Annotated in this window: 16 protein-coding genes; 12 read left to right on the top strand and 4 right to left on the bottom strand. The window is 36.0% G+C overall.

What is annotated here, in order from left to right:
* Window positions 1-71: 71 nt before the first annotated feature.
* From glpD to A37Q_RS16460, 5 genes are all read left to right on the top strand, one after another.
* Complete coding sequence (gene glpD, locus A37Q_RS0102085) at window positions 72-1,628, top strand: glycerol-3-phosphate dehydrogenase (protein ID WP_018298609.1); 1,557 nt, start codon at window positions 72-74, stop codon at window positions 1,626-1,628.
* Between the two features lie 214 nt (window positions 1,629-1,842).
* Entirely contained in the window at window positions 1,843-3,216 is a 1,374-nt protein-coding gene (gene glmU, locus A37Q_RS0102080) for a bifunctional UDP-N-acetylglucosamine diphosphorylase/glucosamine-1-phosphate N-acetyltransferase GlmU (RefSeq protein WP_018298608.1), read from the top strand.
* 56 nt (window positions 3,217-3,272) lie between these two features.
* Window positions 3,273-5,123 carry a glutamine--fructose-6-phosphate transaminase (isomerizing) gene (glmS, locus tag A37Q_RS0102075; RefSeq protein ID WP_018298607.1) on the top strand — a complete coding sequence of 617 codons (1,851 nt, stop codon included), beginning with the start codon at window positions 3,273-3,275 and terminating at the stop codon, window positions 5,121-5,123.
* A gap of 44 nt (window positions 5,124-5,167) precedes the next feature.
* Entirely contained in the window at window positions 5,168-5,476 is a 309-nt protein-coding gene (rhuM, locus tag A37Q_RS16465) for a RhuM family protein (protein WP_018298606.1), read from the top strand.
* The gene (locus A37Q_RS16460; RefSeq protein ID WP_018298605.1) at window positions 5,458-5,751 is read left to right on the top strand and encodes a hypothetical protein; all 294 of its coding nucleotides are present in this window, start codon (window positions 5,458-5,460) and stop codon (window positions 5,749-5,751) included. Before rhuM ends, A37Q_RS16460 begins: the two co-directional genes overlap by 19 nt.
* Window positions 5,752-5,754: 3 nt before the next feature.
* Here the strand turns inward: A37Q_RS16460 and A37Q_RS16200 are convergent, their stop codons facing one another.
* The 4 genes from A37Q_RS16200 to A37Q_RS0102045 form a co-directional block, all read right to left on the bottom strand.
* The gene (locus A37Q_RS16200) at window positions 5,755-5,910 is read right to left on the bottom strand and encodes a hypothetical protein (RefSeq protein WP_018298604.1); all 156 of its coding nucleotides are present in this window, start codon (window positions 5,908-5,910) and stop codon (window positions 5,755-5,757) included.
* Window positions 5,911-6,010: 100 nt separating this feature from the next.
* A complete protein-coding gene (locus A37Q_RS0102055) occupies window positions 6,011-6,763 on the bottom strand; it encodes a class I SAM-dependent methyltransferase (RefSeq protein WP_018298603.1) in 753 nt (250 codons plus the stop codon).
* An 8-nt stretch (window positions 6,764-6,771) separates the two neighbouring features.
* Entirely contained in the window at window positions 6,772-7,509 is a 738-nt protein-coding gene (locus A37Q_RS0102050; protein ID WP_018298602.1) for an ester cyclase, read from the bottom strand.
* Window positions 7,510-7,515: 6 nt separating this feature from the next.
* The gene (locus A37Q_RS0102045; RefSeq protein ID WP_018298601.1) at window positions 7,516-8,070 is read right to left on the bottom strand and encodes a helix-turn-helix domain-containing protein; all 555 of its coding nucleotides are present in this window, start codon (window positions 8,068-8,070) and stop codon (window positions 7,516-7,518) included.
* Window positions 8,071-8,345: 275 nt separating this feature from the next.
* Between A37Q_RS0102045 and A37Q_RS0102035 the strand changes: the two genes are divergently transcribed.
* Genes A37Q_RS0102035 through A37Q_RS0102005 form a run of 7 tightly spaced genes read left to right on the top strand, consistent with a single transcriptional unit; the run spans window position 8,346 to window position 14,998 of the window.
* Window positions 8,346-8,591, top strand: coding sequence for an acyl carrier protein (locus tag A37Q_RS0102035; RefSeq protein ID WP_018298599.1), 246 nt, complete (start codon window positions 8,346-8,348; stop codon window positions 8,589-8,591).
* Window positions 8,588-9,808 (top strand): beta-ketoacyl-[acyl-carrier-protein] synthase family protein, encoded by a 1,221-nt coding sequence (locus A37Q_RS0102030; protein WP_018298598.1) that lies wholly within the window; start codon window positions 8,588-8,590, stop codon window positions 9,806-9,808. The genes A37Q_RS0102035 and A37Q_RS0102030 overlap by 4 nt, the downstream gene beginning before the upstream one ends.
* On the top strand, window positions 9,805-10,905 hold the full coding sequence (locus A37Q_RS0102025) for a beta-ketoacyl synthase N-terminal-like domain-containing protein (RefSeq protein WP_018298597.1): 1,101 nt from the start codon (window positions 9,805-9,807) through the stop codon (window positions 10,903-10,905). The genes A37Q_RS0102030 and A37Q_RS0102025 overlap by 4 nt, the downstream gene beginning before the upstream one ends.
* Before the next feature lie 18 nt (window positions 10,906-10,923).
* Window positions 10,924-11,394, top strand: a complete 471-nt coding sequence (fabZ, locus tag A37Q_RS0102020) for a 3-hydroxyacyl-ACP dehydratase FabZ (RefSeq protein ID WP_018298596.1) — start codon at window positions 10,924-10,926, stop codon at window positions 11,392-11,394.
* Window positions 11,387-12,601, top strand: a complete 1,215-nt coding sequence (locus A37Q_RS0102015) for an NAD(P)/FAD-dependent oxidoreductase (RefSeq protein ID WP_018298595.1) — start codon at window positions 11,387-11,389, stop codon at window positions 12,599-12,601. Before fabZ ends, A37Q_RS0102015 begins: the two co-directional genes overlap by 8 nt.
* Window positions 12,568-13,443 (top strand): SDR family NAD(P)-dependent oxidoreductase, encoded by an 876-nt coding sequence (locus A37Q_RS0102010; protein ID WP_018298594.1) that lies wholly within the window; start codon window positions 12,568-12,570, stop codon window positions 13,441-13,443. Before A37Q_RS0102015 ends, A37Q_RS0102010 begins: the two co-directional genes overlap by 34 nt.
* Complete coding sequence (locus A37Q_RS0102005; RefSeq protein WP_018298593.1) at window positions 13,436-14,998, top strand: phytoene desaturase family protein; 1,563 nt, start codon at window positions 13,436-13,438, stop codon at window positions 14,996-14,998. Before A37Q_RS0102010 ends, A37Q_RS0102005 begins: the two co-directional genes overlap by 8 nt.

Raw genomic sequence — 14,998 nt, 5'->3', positions numbered from 1 at the left:
ACTCAAAACACTAAGGATTCGCTAGAATAGTGAGCAATGCTTAAAGATAAACCAAATGTGATAGACAAACCGTGCAAAATACACAGGCTCAAAATAAGATAGAATCCGAAATAGTCGATTTACTGGTAATAGGTGGTGGTGTTAATGGAACAGGGGTTGCTCTTGATGCTGCAACGCGTGGACTTAAGGTGCTTTTGGTTGAGGCAGAAGATTTGGCTTCAAGCACCTCATCTGCAAGCAGTAAGCTGATTCATGGTGGACTTCGTTATTTGGAGCAGTATGAATTTAAGCTTGTGAAAGAAGCGCTCCGTGAACGGGAGATTTTGCTGAAAAAGGCGCCACATATTATTCACCCACTTCGTTTTGTTTTGCCGCATGCTAAGCATTTACGCCCTACATGGATGATTCGAATAGGAATGTTTCTGTATGATTTTCTTGCGGGTAAAATGTCTTTGGAGAAATCTAAAAAAATTACGCTAAAAGGCGCATTAAAAGGCGAGTCACTGATTGATGATTTCACAGTGGGATTTGAGTATTCAGATTGCCGAGTAGATGATGCAAGGCTTGTGGTTTTAAATGCACGTCAAGCAAAAGAGTATGGTGCTGATATATTGCCTTATCATAGGTGTCTTGAAGTGAAGAAAGAAAATGGCATTTGGCAGGCGTTGATTGAAGATAAAAATAATCAAACGTTCACAGTCAAGGCCAAGGCAATTGTCAATGCAGCAGGTCCTTGGGTGGCAAAAGTCATTCATGATGTGATTGAGACAGATTCTAAATCAAATGTGAAGCTAGTAAAGGGCAGTCATATTGTGGTTCCGAAATTATATGAAGGGGATCATGCGTATATTTTGCAAAATAAAGATGGGCGCATTGTCTTTGCGCTACCTTATGGCTTTAGTGCTGAGAAGGAAAATCAGTTCACTTTAATTGGCACGACAGATTTAAATTATCAAGGTGATCCAAGAGCGGTGAAAATATCTAATGAGGAGCGAAGTTATCTTTGCGATTTGATTAATGAATATTTTAAAAAGCATATTTCGCCCAAAGATATTTTATGGGATTACTCAGGTGTGAGGCCGCTATATGATGACAATGCAAAAAACCTATCAAAAGTAACAAGAGAGTACCACCTTGAGCTTGAAGATGATAAGGGTAAGCTGCCTGCGCTTTCTATCTTTGGTGGAAAGGTGACTACATATCGAACCTTATCAAAACATGTGGTAGATAAGCTTGCGCCCTACTTCTCTGATTTGAAAGACAGTCAGACAGCGATTATTCCCACTCTAGGTGGAGATGCAAGCTCTTTTGATGATATATTAACAAAAATAACAAGCCATTATCCTTGGCTTAAAGCTGATCACACGTATCGTTTGGCAGGATCTTATGGAACACTGTGTTTTGAGGTGCTTAAAAAGGCAAATGGCTATCATGATTTAGGACAACACTTTGGAAGCAATTTATATCAAGTTGAAGTTGATTATTTAATTGAGAATGAATGGTGCTATTCGGTGGAATCACTTCTTTGGCGGCGATCTAAACTAGGGCTTTTAGTGAATGAGTCTGAAAAAGCATCACTTGATGCGTATCTGAAACAATATCTAAATCAAAATCCATTAATATTGTGAATGAATCCCACTGAATCTTTTTAACATTTGTGTTAAGCTGCTTTTTAAATTTTAGTCTGAATTTAGCATTTAAGTGTAAGGTTACCACAACTATAGTATAAGCATATATTTAGCTTCTTCCTAAGATAGCTATGTTGTAATTCTATTATGTGAACTGAATGAGAGAAGCTAATGTCAATCAGGCAAAGTAAGTTATATTAACATAGGAGTATATATGGCGTTATCGGTTATCATTTTGGCTGCGGGCAAAGGCTCAAGAATGTGTTCAAAAAAATCGAAAGTACTGCAAACACTTGCTGGGAAAAGCCTTATTCGACACGTGGTTGATAGTGTTGAGGCGTTAAATGCTGATAATATTATTATTATTTATGGTCATCTGGGCGATCAAGTACAACAGGAGCTTGATGACAAAAAGATTACTTGGGTTGAACAAACTGAGCGTTTAGGAACGGGGCATGCTGTTTTACAGGCGCTGCCAAAAGTAAAAAAGAAAGATCAAGTACTGATTTTATATGGTGATGTGCCACTTATTTCAGAGGATACACTATCACATTTGATTGATGTGACCAAAGAGGAAGATTTAGGTATTTTGACAGCAAATGTTGATAACCCTGCAGGGCTTGGTCGAATTATTCGTAATCGCTTTGGTGAAATTGAAGCCATTGTTGAAGACAAAGATGCTAGCGATATTCAAAAGCAAATTCACGAAATTAACACCGGTATTTATTGTGTTTCTGGCCGCCATTTACATGAATGGTTGCCAAAGCTGCAAAATAAAAATGTGCAAAAGGAATATTACTTAACGGATATTGTAGAGATGGCAGAGAAGGAAAAAGTAACGATTAAAGCGGCGCACCCAGTCAATAACTTTGAAATTTTGGGTGTGAATACACGTGAGCAATTAGCAAAGCTCGAGCGTGTTTGGCAGCGCAGTATCGCGCTTGAAGTGATGGACAAAGGTGTGTCACTGGCAGACCCTGCACGCTTTGATGTCAGAGGTGAAATTGAAGTAGGCGAAGATACTTGGATTGATATCAATGTTCTTGTTAAAGGGAAAGTAACCATAGGCAGTAACTGTGTCATTGGCGCCAATTGTATTTTGAAAGATTGTACTATTGAAGATAATGTCAAAATTAAGCCTAATACTATTATTGATGGCGCAGTGGTTAAAAGCTATGCGGTTGTGGGGCCATTTGCACGTGTGAGGCCTGAGTCAACATTAGAGGAAAAGGCGCACGTTGGTAATTTCGTTGAAGTGAAAAAAACAATCATTGGCAAGGGCTCTAAGGCGAATCATTTAACCTATCTTGGCGATAGTGTTATTGGTGAGGGCTGTAATATTGGTGCGGGGGTGATTACTTGCAATTATGATGGCGTGAATAAACATCAAACCATTATTGGAAATGATGTGTTTGTAGGGTCAGATTGCCAGTTGATTGCACCGGTTAGCATTGGAAATGGTGCAAACATTGGTGCTGGCTCAACGATTACTAAAAATGTGCCTGAGCATAAACTAACAGTAAATCGTGCCAATAAGCAAATGACACTCTCTAGTTGGCAAAGACCAAAGAAGAAAGAGAAAGTATAAGCAAATAGAAAACAATATTGAATTGGTTATAAATAAATCATTAAGGAATTAAATATATGTGTGGCATTGTTGGTGCTGTTGCAAAGCGAGATGTGCTTGGTATTTTATTAGAAGGCTTAAAGCGCTTAGAGTATCGTGGGTATGATTCAGCTGGCGTGGCATTAATTCATGATGGGAAAATCGAGCGCTCTCGCACAGTTGGTAAAGTCAACACATTGGTTGAGGCATTAAAAAAAGCGCCAATTTCTGGCAGTACGGGGGTTGCGCATACGCGCTGGGCAACCCACGGTGAGCCATCTGTTAAGAACGCACATCCACATATGAGCACAGTAGGTGACATAGCCATTGTACATAATGGTATTATTGAAAATTTTGCTGAATTAAAAGAGAAACTGATAAAAAAAGGCATTTCATTTAGCTCACAGACAGATACCGAAGTGATCGTGCATTTATTGGCTGATAGCTGGGATCATAAAGCTGGTTTTGTGGATAATGTGAAAAAGGTGCTCTCTAAACTTAAAGGGGCTTATGGCCTATGTGTTATTCATAAGGATTATCCAGATCAAATGGTAGCTGTCAGATCAGGTTCTCCCATTGTCATCGGTTATGGCATTGGTGAGAATTTTATTTCCTCTGATACCCTATCGCTTTTGCCAGTCACCAATCGCTTTTCTTATTTAGATGAGGGTGATATTGCTTTAGTTGGATTGGACAATGTCGTTGCTTATGATCAATCAGGGCAAGAGACAACGCTTGTTATTGAAGAGCTGGACTCAGTGAAAGATGCCGCTTCAAAAGGGCGCTTTAAGCATTACATGCAAAAGGAGATTTTTGAGCAACCAGAGGTAATTGAAAATACCTTTTCCTCGGGAATCTTTGAGGATGGTGATCACAGAAGTGTTCTTGTCGAGCGCTTTGGTGCCAATGCAAAGGCACTGTTCTCAGAAGTAGAACATGTTAGAATTGTGGCTTGTGGCACAAGCTATCATGCTGGTATGGTTGCGAAATTCTGGATTGAAAAATATGCCGGGATCTCAGTTGATGTTGAAATTGCCAGTGAAATTCGCTACCGTGAAGCGGTTATTCCTAAAAAATCGCTATTTGTTACTGTCTCTCAATCAGGTGAGACAGCGGATACTCTGGCGGCGCTTAGACAAGCAAAAAAGAAGCGTTATTTAAGCACACTTGCTATTTGTAATGTTGCCAATAGCTCCCTTGTCAGAGAAGCAGATTTAAGCTTTATCACCGAAGCGGGTATAGAGATGGGAGTGGCTTCAACAAAGGCATTTACCACACAGTTAACGGCATTTATTCTGTTGACATTATCATTGGCAAAAAGTCAAAATCAATTAACCAAGGAGAAGGAATCTGAGCTGTTAAAAACACTGCAAGAAGCGCCGAAGCTTGTTAAAAAAGTACTATCTTTGGATAAAGAAATTGAGCGCTTATCAATGGATTTTGTTGAGAAGCATCATGCACTTTTCCTTGGGCGCGGTGTTCAGTATCCTGTTGCATTAGAGGGCGCATTAAAATTAAAAGAGATCTCTTATATTCATGCTGAGGCTTATCCTGCAGGTGAGTTAAAGCATGGACCTTTGGCTTTGGTGGATAGAGATATGCCTATTATTGCTGTGGCGCCAAATGATATGCTTTTGGAGAAGCTTGAGAGCAATCTTCAAGAAGTGCAAGCAAGAGGGGGTGAGCTTTATGTATTTGTGGATCATGCCGTTTCTGAAAATTTAAACATTGCAGCAAAACATAGTTTTGTGATTGAAGCAGTTCCAGAGCTGATTGCACCGATTGTTTTCACCATTCCACTTCAGCTATTTTCCTATCATGTGGCAGTTCAAAAGGGCACTGATGTGGATCAACCAAGAAACTTGGCGAAGTCGGTAACGGTTGAGTAAAGTCATTTAACCTAGAACTTCTTTGGTAGCTGGAGATTGGATGGATGAGTGAAATTGTTATTTATGAAGATGGAAAGATAGAGTTAAAAGTTGGATTTGAAAATGAAACGGTCTGGTTGAGTCAAAAACAAATTGTGGCACTTTTTGAAAAAGATCAGTCGGTTATTTCTCGTCATATTAATAATATTATCAAGGATGAAGAGGTTGATGCAAAAAGCAATATGCAAAAAATGCATATTGCAAACTCAGACAAACCTGTAACCTTCTATAGCTTAGATATAGTGCTATCAGTAGGCTATAGAACTAGCTCATCTAAGGCTATAAAATTCAGAAAATGGGCACACAGGTTCTAAAAGAATATCTTATCAAAGGCTACGCACTAAACAAAGACAAGCTTAAACAACAAAAACTGCATGAGTTAGAACAAACAATGCAGCTTATCAGGCAAAGCGTACAAAATAATGCTATAGATCCCAATGAAGCAAAAGGTTTTGTAGAAATCGTATCAAGCTATGCGAAGAGTTGGGCATTGTTGCAAGGCTATGATGACCAAAGCTTAGAAGATATCACACAAACACAATGTGAAAAGCTGCTTTTTCAGGGGCGACTAATTAGAGTGGTACCATAACAGCTAAGCTAAATTTAGTATGGATAATATTGCTCCTATTTGCTCATTTGCCATAAGCTCTTGATGTTTGTTTGCAGCGTTAAAACCGATTTTATTGATTACGCCATTAGTTTCAATAATTATAGACTGCTCCTTAAATACTAATTCTATTATCTTCATTGGTTTATTAATTTTTACATTTTAGCAATGTGTATATTTTAGAGTCTGGCTAAAAAATAGGAATACGTAAAAAATACCTAGTCATTTGATTGTACTGTAATCAGTTCAACTTACCGTAAAGTACAAGCTTCTTATACGATAAGTTAATTTGTTTTTCCGTCTCCTTACCCCAAATTGAAAATACTAACTCAGCTATGAAATCATCAATTGGAAAATGATTGTTATTGAACATTAAAGGAAGCCAGCCCTTTAAATAGCTTATATACTCATCTGAATTGTAGTAAGGAATTTCTTCTATTGAGGAATCAGTTTTTATAATCGACAAGTTATTATCATTTATTACTTTGGCATATTGCTCTGAAGTTATCCAATACTTATAAATTGATTTATCAAGCCAACTTACCCATGATTTTTTCTTTAGTAAGTCTATTATTGGTGACCAGTAGGGCGATTCTTTTGGGTATGTTACTATTAAGAATCTACCATTCCTCTTCAGAAGGTTATGTATTTTTTTAAAGACGTTATTAATATCTCCACACCAGTATATTGAGTTAAAGGCAGTTATAAGGGAGTACTTTTCTTTTGTATCATATTTTAGTATTGTTGATTCTACGAATGTAGTCATTTTATTTGAATTATGCTCATTGGCAAAACTAATCATGCTATGAGATGAGTCTATGCCAGTAATATGCCCATATTGTGACATGAGATTTGTTATATATCCGTCACCACTACCAATATCTAAGATTTTTTCATCCTTGGAAAATTGATGATATTGAAATAAATCGATAGCTATTTTTTTTTGTAAATTAGAGTTTGTATAGTAATATTTGGCATCTAATTGATTAGTCATTTTTATTCTTATTTGATTATAGGTTTTGTATATTTGGTAATGGTGTCGTTAAAAATAAGATCAAACATGATATAGACATCTTTTGATTTTAAATACTCAATGATTTCAGTTGGTCGATGCAACCCTATCTTAGCTCTTATGTTGGACAATTGTCCTTCAACTGTCCTATAGCTTTTATTAAACATTATCGCAATATCCTTTGGTCTATACGATCTAAGCCAAAGAGATAAAATACGAACTTCCTTTTCAGTTAGAGGGATACCAAAAGCATAGCTTAGGGCACCGATAATTTTGGATGGATCTTTAAAATTAGTTGATTTATTAATATCTAGTTCAATTTTTTTAGACTTCATTATGTCAGTAATATTCGCGATAGCATGATAATAGCAAATTTGATTATCTTCACCGAATTTAAATGTTGAACTACCTTTATACTCAATAAAATGTCCGGTCTCTTTAGCTCCCATAAACTCACCTAAGTGTGAACCTTTGCACGTCCAATTAGATATAACAGTATTATTTTCGCAGATGATTAAGTCAGTTTTATAAGAGACGTCGGGCAATGCATCAAACCATTTTTTGACAATTTCTTTTTTAGCATTACCTCCAATACTTGTAGAAATAGGGCTATCAATAACTGAGAGTCCACCAAAATAATCATCGATAACGTCTAAAGATTTATCATTCCACAGTGTATTCAGTAGGTCATCAACTTGTTTTTTGTATATTGAAGATTTACTTCTCATATTAGACTACTTTGGATTTAAGGATTTCATAAGTACTGCTTTTACATTATCGCGTATAGTAGTGAATTTTTTATTGGTATGCAAATCAACCAGCTCTAACTCTAATCTATATGCATTATGAGCTGCGCAAAGGAGTAATTTGTTATTATAATTAATCAAGCAAATATCATTTTGATAGGCAGGTTCATTAGAAAAAAACAGTATACTTCCTTTTGGAAATAAAGGACTGTAGTCATCATTTCTTACATTGATTGCAAAAGTATATTGATCAGCAACTTCAATACTTTCATTTGTTGACTTTCCGCTAAAATCGATAAAACCAACTTTGTAATCATTTTTTTTCAAAAGTAATGTATTAAGCTCATGTGAGCATAACTCCTCAAAATCAACACCAATAAACTTAGCAATTTTTCTCTTTGTTATTGGCTGTAATTTTTGAGGTGGTTTATTAATAATTCTGGATAAAGTAGAGTGACTCATTCCTATATGTTTAGCAAGTTTCCTTAATCCTATATTATTTTGATTCATATATTCTTTTAAATTGTTTGCCAATATACTCATAAGCTACTTAACCACTTTCATTTCACCGATAATATTATCAAAAAATGTGAACTTTATACTACTCAACATAGTAGATATACCAATTATTGACAACTATTTTTTTTCTACATCAATCAATTTTAAAAACCAAAAAAAAACAAAAAAACCATTTGAACCAAAATTTTGAAAATGATATCATAAAATATATTGATGATAACGAGTTATTTAAGAGTGTGATTTTATGAGAAATAAAAAAAATATAGAGCTGAGTTTGCGACAAACTGGAGTAAGTGCTAATGGATGAAATTCAGTTAAAAAAAGAAATAAAAGAAATCATATCAAATCTTATAGAGCTGGATGATTTTGAGGATGATGAAAGGCTTGTGCAGGAGTTAGGAGTGGATTCTATGATGGCATTAGAGATTGTCGCTTGTATTGAGCGTAAATATAAAATCAGAATCCCAGAGGAACGTCTAGTAGAAGTTCAAACACTTAATGACTCAGTGCGTTTAACACTTGATGCTATTACTGAAGCAAAATGAGTAATGAGCGTGTAGTGGTAACTGGCCTAGGTGCTTTAACACCTTACGGTATTGGTGTCAAAACTTTGTGGGATGGACTAAAAGAAGCAAGAGTGCCTATTTCAAAAATAAAATCTTTTGATACTATGGGATTTAATCGTGATATTGGTGGTGAAATACAAGATTTTAATCCAAGTGAATTCATTCAAAAAATTAATAGTGAAGATCTTCCACGTACAACGCAGTTGGCTATAGCTGCAGCAAAAATGAGTTTTACTGATGCTGGTCTAAGCGATAACTCACATGACCTGAGAGTCGCAGTTAGCTTCGGTAGTACTATGGGTAATCAGTCTGTGGTAGAGGAGCTTAATGATATGTTGAAAAGTTCTTGCTCTACTTTAGATGAAATTCAATCGCCTCCAAAGTATTATCCAATGATAAATATTGCACGTTGTGTCAGCCAAGAACTATCTCTTAATGGACCTGTGATGGTATTCCCAACAGCTTGTGCGGCTGGTAATTATGCCATATCTTGGGGCTATGATTTGATTAAATTAGGTCATGCAGATGTTGTGATTTCAGGTGGTGCTGATGCCATGTCACGTGGTTGCTATGCTATTTTTAACCGTTTAAATGCTATTGCAACTGAAAAATGTCAGCCATTTGATAAAAACAGAACAGGAATGATTGTAAGTGAAGGTGCTGGCTGTCTTGTTCTTGAGCGTGAATCAGTCGCGCGTGAAAGAGGGGCAAGAATTTATGCGGAAATGTTAGGTTATGGGGCTGCGTCAGATGCTTATCATCCAACGGCACCCCATCCAGAAGGGAGAGGGGTTATCAAGGCTATTAAGTCGTGCCTTGATAATATATCTAATGATAGTTGTCGAGTTTCGTATATATCTTCACATGGGACTGGAACGAAAGCAAATGATGTGACTGAGTCAAAAGCATTGCGTAGTGTTTTTGGTGATAAAATAGATACAATACCTGTTAATTCAATAAAGTCCATGCTTGGCCATACTATGGGTGGCGCCAGTGCTCTTGGCTCAGTTGTATGCGTGAAGTCAATTATGCATGATATAGTTGTACCTACAGCTAATTATGAAGTTAAAGATCCAGAGTGTTTAACTAATATCGTTCCTCATCGAGCAATAGCACATAAAGTTGATACCGCTCTAAATATTGGTGTTGGATTTGGTGGTAATATTGCTATTACAGCTTTTGGTAGTATGAAATGAAACGATTAGCAATCACAGGAATGGGGGCAGTAACTGCAATAGGAGTTGGAACAGAGCTTTTAGCGCCTAAATCACTTGTTGATAGTAAAGTAAGTCACTCAAGTGGGATGTGTTGCTTAAAGGATTTTCAACCAAAAAAACATTTGTCACTTAAAGGAATGCAATTTCTAACTAGAGCTACAAAAATGGGCTTAATAGCTACAAATGAGGCTACAAATTTGGATTTATTATCTCCTTTTGATTTGGGGGTTGTATTAGGGACAGAGTATGTAAGTCTAGAAGTGATAAGTAATTTTGACAGTATAGTAATAAATGATGGTCCTTCATATGTATCAGCAATGAGCTCGCCAAATACATTAGCAAACTCTGTTGCATCTCAGCTAGGCATAAAAAATAATGCAACAGCACTTAATACTACAATATCCACTGGATGTTGTTCTTCCCTTGATGCAATAGGATATGCCGCTAACTCTTTACTAGAGAGTAGAGCTAACGCAGTTATTGTTGGTGGAGTTGATGAAGTAAACTTGCATGTAAAAACCTACTCTGACAGTAATCGTGCTAATAGCTTGGGTGAGGGGGCTGGAATAGTGTTGATGCAAAAAGAAGAAAGTAGCCACCCATTGTTATACTATCATGCTTGGTCTAGTAACTATAACTCCATGGTTAGTAGAACTGATTTGATCATGTCTGTGTGTTTAGATGCTCTAAATAGGGCGGAGCTTTCTATCAATGATATTTCATTGCTTGCAATTGGGGCGAACAGTGTGGAGATGGATGCTGTTTTTGAAGCAATTGATATAATACTTAGATCTTCAAATTTTATAAATAAACTACCCTGTTTTAGCCTTAGACCATTATTGGGAAATACTTTTGGCGCGGATGGAGTGTTACATATCATAGCAGTAGTTGAAGCATCAAATAATTTACTAATACCTCCAACCAAAAATGCGAGTTTACTCAATTGTCCTGACTCATTAAAATTGTATGAAGTGCCTGAAAAGTTTTCACCTGGATATACTCTTATAATAGAGAGTGAAGAGAAAGGTAACGTTAGTGCTGTAGTTGTGTCTGCTCCAGAATCAAAAAACTTATAAATTATGAGAGAGAGTATATTGAATCATTCATTATTTAATACTAAATATTTAATGACTATTTTGCCACATAGATATCCATTTTTGTTAATTGATAAAGTTACCGAGTTTGTTCCTCATGAGCTAATAGTCTCGGTGAAAAATGTTACCTATAATGAATGGTGTTTTCAAGGTCACTTTTATGAAAACCCTATTTACCCTGGGGTCTTGCTAATAGAATCAATTGCGCAATCAAGTATAATATTGTTCCAGGAGTCTTACAAAAAAAATAAAATAGCCACCAGTCATAATTGGGTGCTGGTAGGAATTAAATCAAGATTTATGAGTCCAGTCATGCCTGGAGATCAAGTGTTTTTTGAGTGTCGACCAATTAAAATGCTAAGTAATGGCTCAATATTTTTGGAAGCAAAGGCTCTAGTTAATGAAAAGGTTGTTGCAAAAGCAACGTTAACAGTTGGCCAAGGAAAACAGGGAAATGAACAGGATGTATGAATATGATGTAATAATTATTGGCGGAAGTGTTGCTGGTCTTTCTGCAGCAAGTTTTTTAAATGCAAAAAATATCAAAACTGCAGTTGTAGAGAAAAACTTACAAGCAAATGGGATTTGTACAACTGCAATTAACCCTCGTAGTCTAGATTATATGAAAAGGATGGGGGTGATTAATCATATCAAAGATTATGACACATATTTTAAAATCAATGGTGTAAAAACATATGGTTACGATGGTGTAAGTTGCAAGGGGTTTTATAATCATGACCGTTCTTACTTAAATTACGGACATTGTTTGCCTCGAGAGGTTGTTAATAATGCATTCTTTGAAATGGTGAAAGAATTAGAATATGTCAACTATATGGCACCTTTTCTTATTCAAGAGGTTACACATGAGTCAGATGGTGAGCAAGTAAGTGTATACGGAAAATATAAAAAAGAAAATATCACTTTAAGAGCAAAGTTAATTATTGATGCTATGGGTCGGGGGTCATTTATAGCAAGAGATAAACAGTTATTTAGTTATGATTCTAATCATAAACGTTATGCACTGTTTTGCATGTTTGAGAAAGTATCACTGACTGAGCCAATGTTTCATATAGGCACTAACGCAGTAGTAGGACCTGGTTACTACACAGTTTTTCCTGTTAAAGACGATAAGGTAATGGTAGCTATATTTTTGACAGAGGAGGTGGCATCACCTCAAAGTTACTTGGACAGCTTTATTAAAAGTTCAAGTTTTGCTTTAAGTCCATATTTTCGACAAGCAGTGCAAGCTTCAGAACTTACTTCTGTAGGGCCGATTGCATTTAGAAATAAGCAATATACATTAGAAAAAACATTAATGATTGGCGATAGCACAGGTTTTTTTGATCCTTTAACAGGTGAGGGTTTAACACAAGCATTTATTACTGCCGAATTGGCTTCGGAGACGGTGATAAATTATTTGAAGCAAGGGAATTGGGATAGATATGCAGAAAGTTATGAAAGAAGAATCGCTGAATATAAAACTTACTCGGTAGGTCATGCCTCGAAGTTGCAACAACTTTTAAAATATCCTAATGCTTATAACCGATTTATTGTATCAATGGCAAAAAATCAGAAAGCAGCTGATTGGCAAACTTGCGCGGTAGGAAATATTTTTTCACAACAAGAGAGAACAAGTAATGAGTTATGGGAAATATTAGTAGGACGGAAGAAAAAATGATAAATAAAAGTGAATTTAATGCATTTGAAGATAAAGTTTATCTGATTACAGGTGCTGCTCAAGGAATAGGTCGCGAATTAATAAAACAGTTGTATAAAGATGGTGCTAAAATATTTTTTACATATTATCAAGATCATGATTTCGCTCAATCATTGAAAGATGAGCTACTGGCTGATGACGAACGGTTTTCTTTTGTGGAGCATGATGCACGAAAAATGGATGGTGTGAAAGCAATTGTTAATAGACTCTTGGAAAAGTTTGGTCGAATAGATGGTTTAGTGAATAATGCTGGTTATAAGCTAGATAGGTCGTTTCCTCTCATGAAAGATGAGGAGTGGGAGGATCAAATGTCAATAAATCTAAACAGTGTCTATAAATATACTCGTTCAGTTATTTTGCCAATGATTAGACAAAGGTATGGGCGTGTCATTAATATGGGAGCTATTAGTGGTCCTTTGATTTCAGGTCCGTATCAAGTTGCTTATGGAGCTTCGAAAGCAGGGTTGATTGGTTTTACAAAATCTCTTGCCTGGGAGTTAGGGCCAAAAAATATTAATGTAAATTTGGTTACTACAGGTATGGCTGAAACTAATGGAATAAAATTTCCGCCTGAGATTCGAAAAGTATGGGCAGAAAATATACCATGTCGGCGTTTAGCCAATCCATCCGAGGTCGCTAGTATGGTAAAATACTTACTGTCTCCTTTAGGTGATTATGTTACTGGTCAAAATATGATAATTGATGGTGGTATGAGCTTATTAGGTTTTACTAATTTTAAGATGCTTTTACCTAATCATTTTAGAGGTGAAACAAAAAACATCGTTGGATCTAGCATTGAGTAACGAAATTATTCCAGATTTTATAGCGCATGATATTGAAAATCATTATGAAGCTATTGTAATTGGTTCTGGCATTGGGGGTTTGGTTGCTGCAAACTATCTTGCTAATGCAGGTGTGAAGGTCTTATTGATAGAACAACATCAACTAATCGGTGGTTATTTTCATGGAGGTTGGCATAAAAAAAATTATTTTGATTATGGTACTCAATCGCATGAGATACTAGGAGCATTGCTTCCTATTGTTAGGCATTTGGGAATAGAAGATCAAATAAAATTTAAAAAATGCCAACATAGTTTTGTGTCTGAAAATGGATTGTCATTAAAAATGGGGAATATGCAAGATGCAAGAAATTCATTTTCAAAAGCTTATGTAGAATCACAAAATGATATTAATAATTATTTTGATTACTATGAAGAAGTTTATGAGGTTGCAAAAAGCTTGAATTTGGATGGTATGGGCGAGCTTATAAAAAGTAATACACGAGATATTCTCACTGATTATGATGGTTATTGGCTTAACAAACAATATCATAATGATATGATGAAATTTGACTCAATAATTAGTAGTCGTAAAGCAAGGTCACTACTTGGAAGAAGTCGGGTTGCTCGTATACTTTCAAATTTTGGATATCGTAATCAATCAGTACTTGCTTCGGGGCTATTTTGGCATTTATGGAAAGATGATTATTATTATACAGAGAATGGCAATCAAGATTTCGCAAATAAATTAGCTATGAACATCATAGCGAAAGGCGGTGCTGTAGCAATAGGTACCTCAGTTATAGAAATTATAACTGAAGGGGAAAAAGTAACAGGTGTACGCCTGGGTGATAAAAGTGTTGTACATGCTGATTATGTGATCTGTAATACAGACTTAGTATTTGCCCTTGAAACTTTATTAAAAGGTCATCCTCTTATTCATGGTTTAATGAATAAAGCAAAAAAAACACCTACGAGTGAAGCCTTTTTTTCTTCATATATTGGTACATCAATTCCAGTGGATGAACTAAAACAAGCACTTAATAATAGTCATCATACTTGGTATTTTCCTGATAGTGACTTTGCAGATCCTTTTGATATAAATTTTCATAAAAATTTACCTGTAGAGATTTCAGCACCAGTATTACAAAATCCGAATATGACCCATTCGGGCGGATCACAGGTGGTATTGCAGTGTTTTTCTAGTATTGCTTGGATGAATCATTGGAAGATAAATCGCCTAGGAAAACGAACTAAAGACTACCTGAAGCTCAAGGCTATGGTTGGTCAGCAATTAATTGAAAATGTTGAGAAATACATTCCTGGGTTTAGTGAGAGTATTAATTTTAAAATGCATGGTGCACCGATGACACATACTAGATACACTGGCAATTACAATGGTGCAACGGCTGGTTGGACCTGGAATCCTAAAAGAACCCTATTTAAATTAAACGAGCAAGGGGTTACTACTCCATTTGAAAACCTCTATTTTGCGGGCCATTGGACACTCTATCCAGGAGGGCTATTGACAGCGGCAGTTTCTGGTAAGATGGCGGCAGATCAAATTATATACAGGTGA

It is taken from the genome of Fangia hongkongensis FSC776 = DSM 21703 (assembly GCF_000379445.1).
In the GTDB taxonomy this organism is placed as follows: domain Bacteria; phylum Pseudomonadota; class Gammaproteobacteria; order Francisellales; family Francisellaceae; genus Fangia; species Fangia hongkongensis.
Note: the sequence above shows the minus strand (reverse complement) of the source record. Positions and strands in the feature narration are given on the sequence as shown.

Excerpts from the sequence above, each read along its gene's own strand:
- A37Q_RS0102010 (WP_018298594.1), top strand. The coding sequence starts at position 12,568 with ATGGGAAATATTAGTAGGACGGAAGAAAAAATGATAAATAAAAGTGAA.
- A37Q_RS0102025 (WP_018298597.1), top strand. The coding sequence starts at position 9,805 with ATGAAACGATTAGCAATCACAGGAATGGGGGCAGTAACTGCAATAGGA.
- A37Q_RS16200 (WP_018298604.1), bottom strand. The coding sequence starts at position 5,910 with ATGAAGATAATAGAATTAGTATTTAAGGAGCAGTCTATAATTATTGAA.
- A37Q_RS0102015 (WP_018298595.1), top strand. The coding sequence starts at position 11,387 with ATGTATGAATATGATGTAATAATTATTGGCGGAAGTGTTGCTGGTCTT.
- A37Q_RS0102055 (WP_018298603.1), bottom strand. The coding sequence starts at position 6,763 with ATGACTAATCAATTAGATGCCAAATATTACTATACAAACTCTAATTTA.
- A37Q_RS0102030 (WP_018298598.1), top strand. The coding sequence starts at position 8,588 with ATGAGTAATGAGCGTGTAGTGGTAACTGGCCTAGGTGCTTTAACACCT.
- rhuM (WP_018298606.1), top strand. The coding sequence starts at position 5,168 with ATGAGTGAAATTGTTATTTATGAAGATGGAAAGATAGAGTTAAAAGTT.
- A37Q_RS0102050 (WP_018298602.1), bottom strand. The coding sequence starts at position 7,509 with ATGAGAAGTAAATCTTCAATATACAAAAAACAAGTTGATGACCTACTG.
- glmS (WP_018298607.1), top strand. The coding sequence starts at position 3,273 with ATGTGTGGCATTGTTGGTGCTGTTGCAAAGCGAGATGTGCTTGGTATT.
- A37Q_RS0102035 (WP_018298599.1), top strand. The coding sequence starts at position 8,346 with ATGGATGAAATTCAGTTAAAAAAAGAAATAAAAGAAATCATATCAAAT.
- glmU (WP_018298608.1), top strand. The coding sequence starts at position 1,843 with ATGGCGTTATCGGTTATCATTTTGGCTGCGGGCAAAGGCTCAAGAATG.
- A37Q_RS16460 (WP_018298605.1), top strand. The coding sequence starts at position 5,458 with ATGGGCACACAGGTTCTAAAAGAATATCTTATCAAAGGCTACGCACTA.
- A37Q_RS0102045 (WP_018298601.1), bottom strand. The coding sequence starts at position 8,070 with ATGAGTATATTGGCAAACAATTTAAAAGAATATATGAATCAAAATAAT.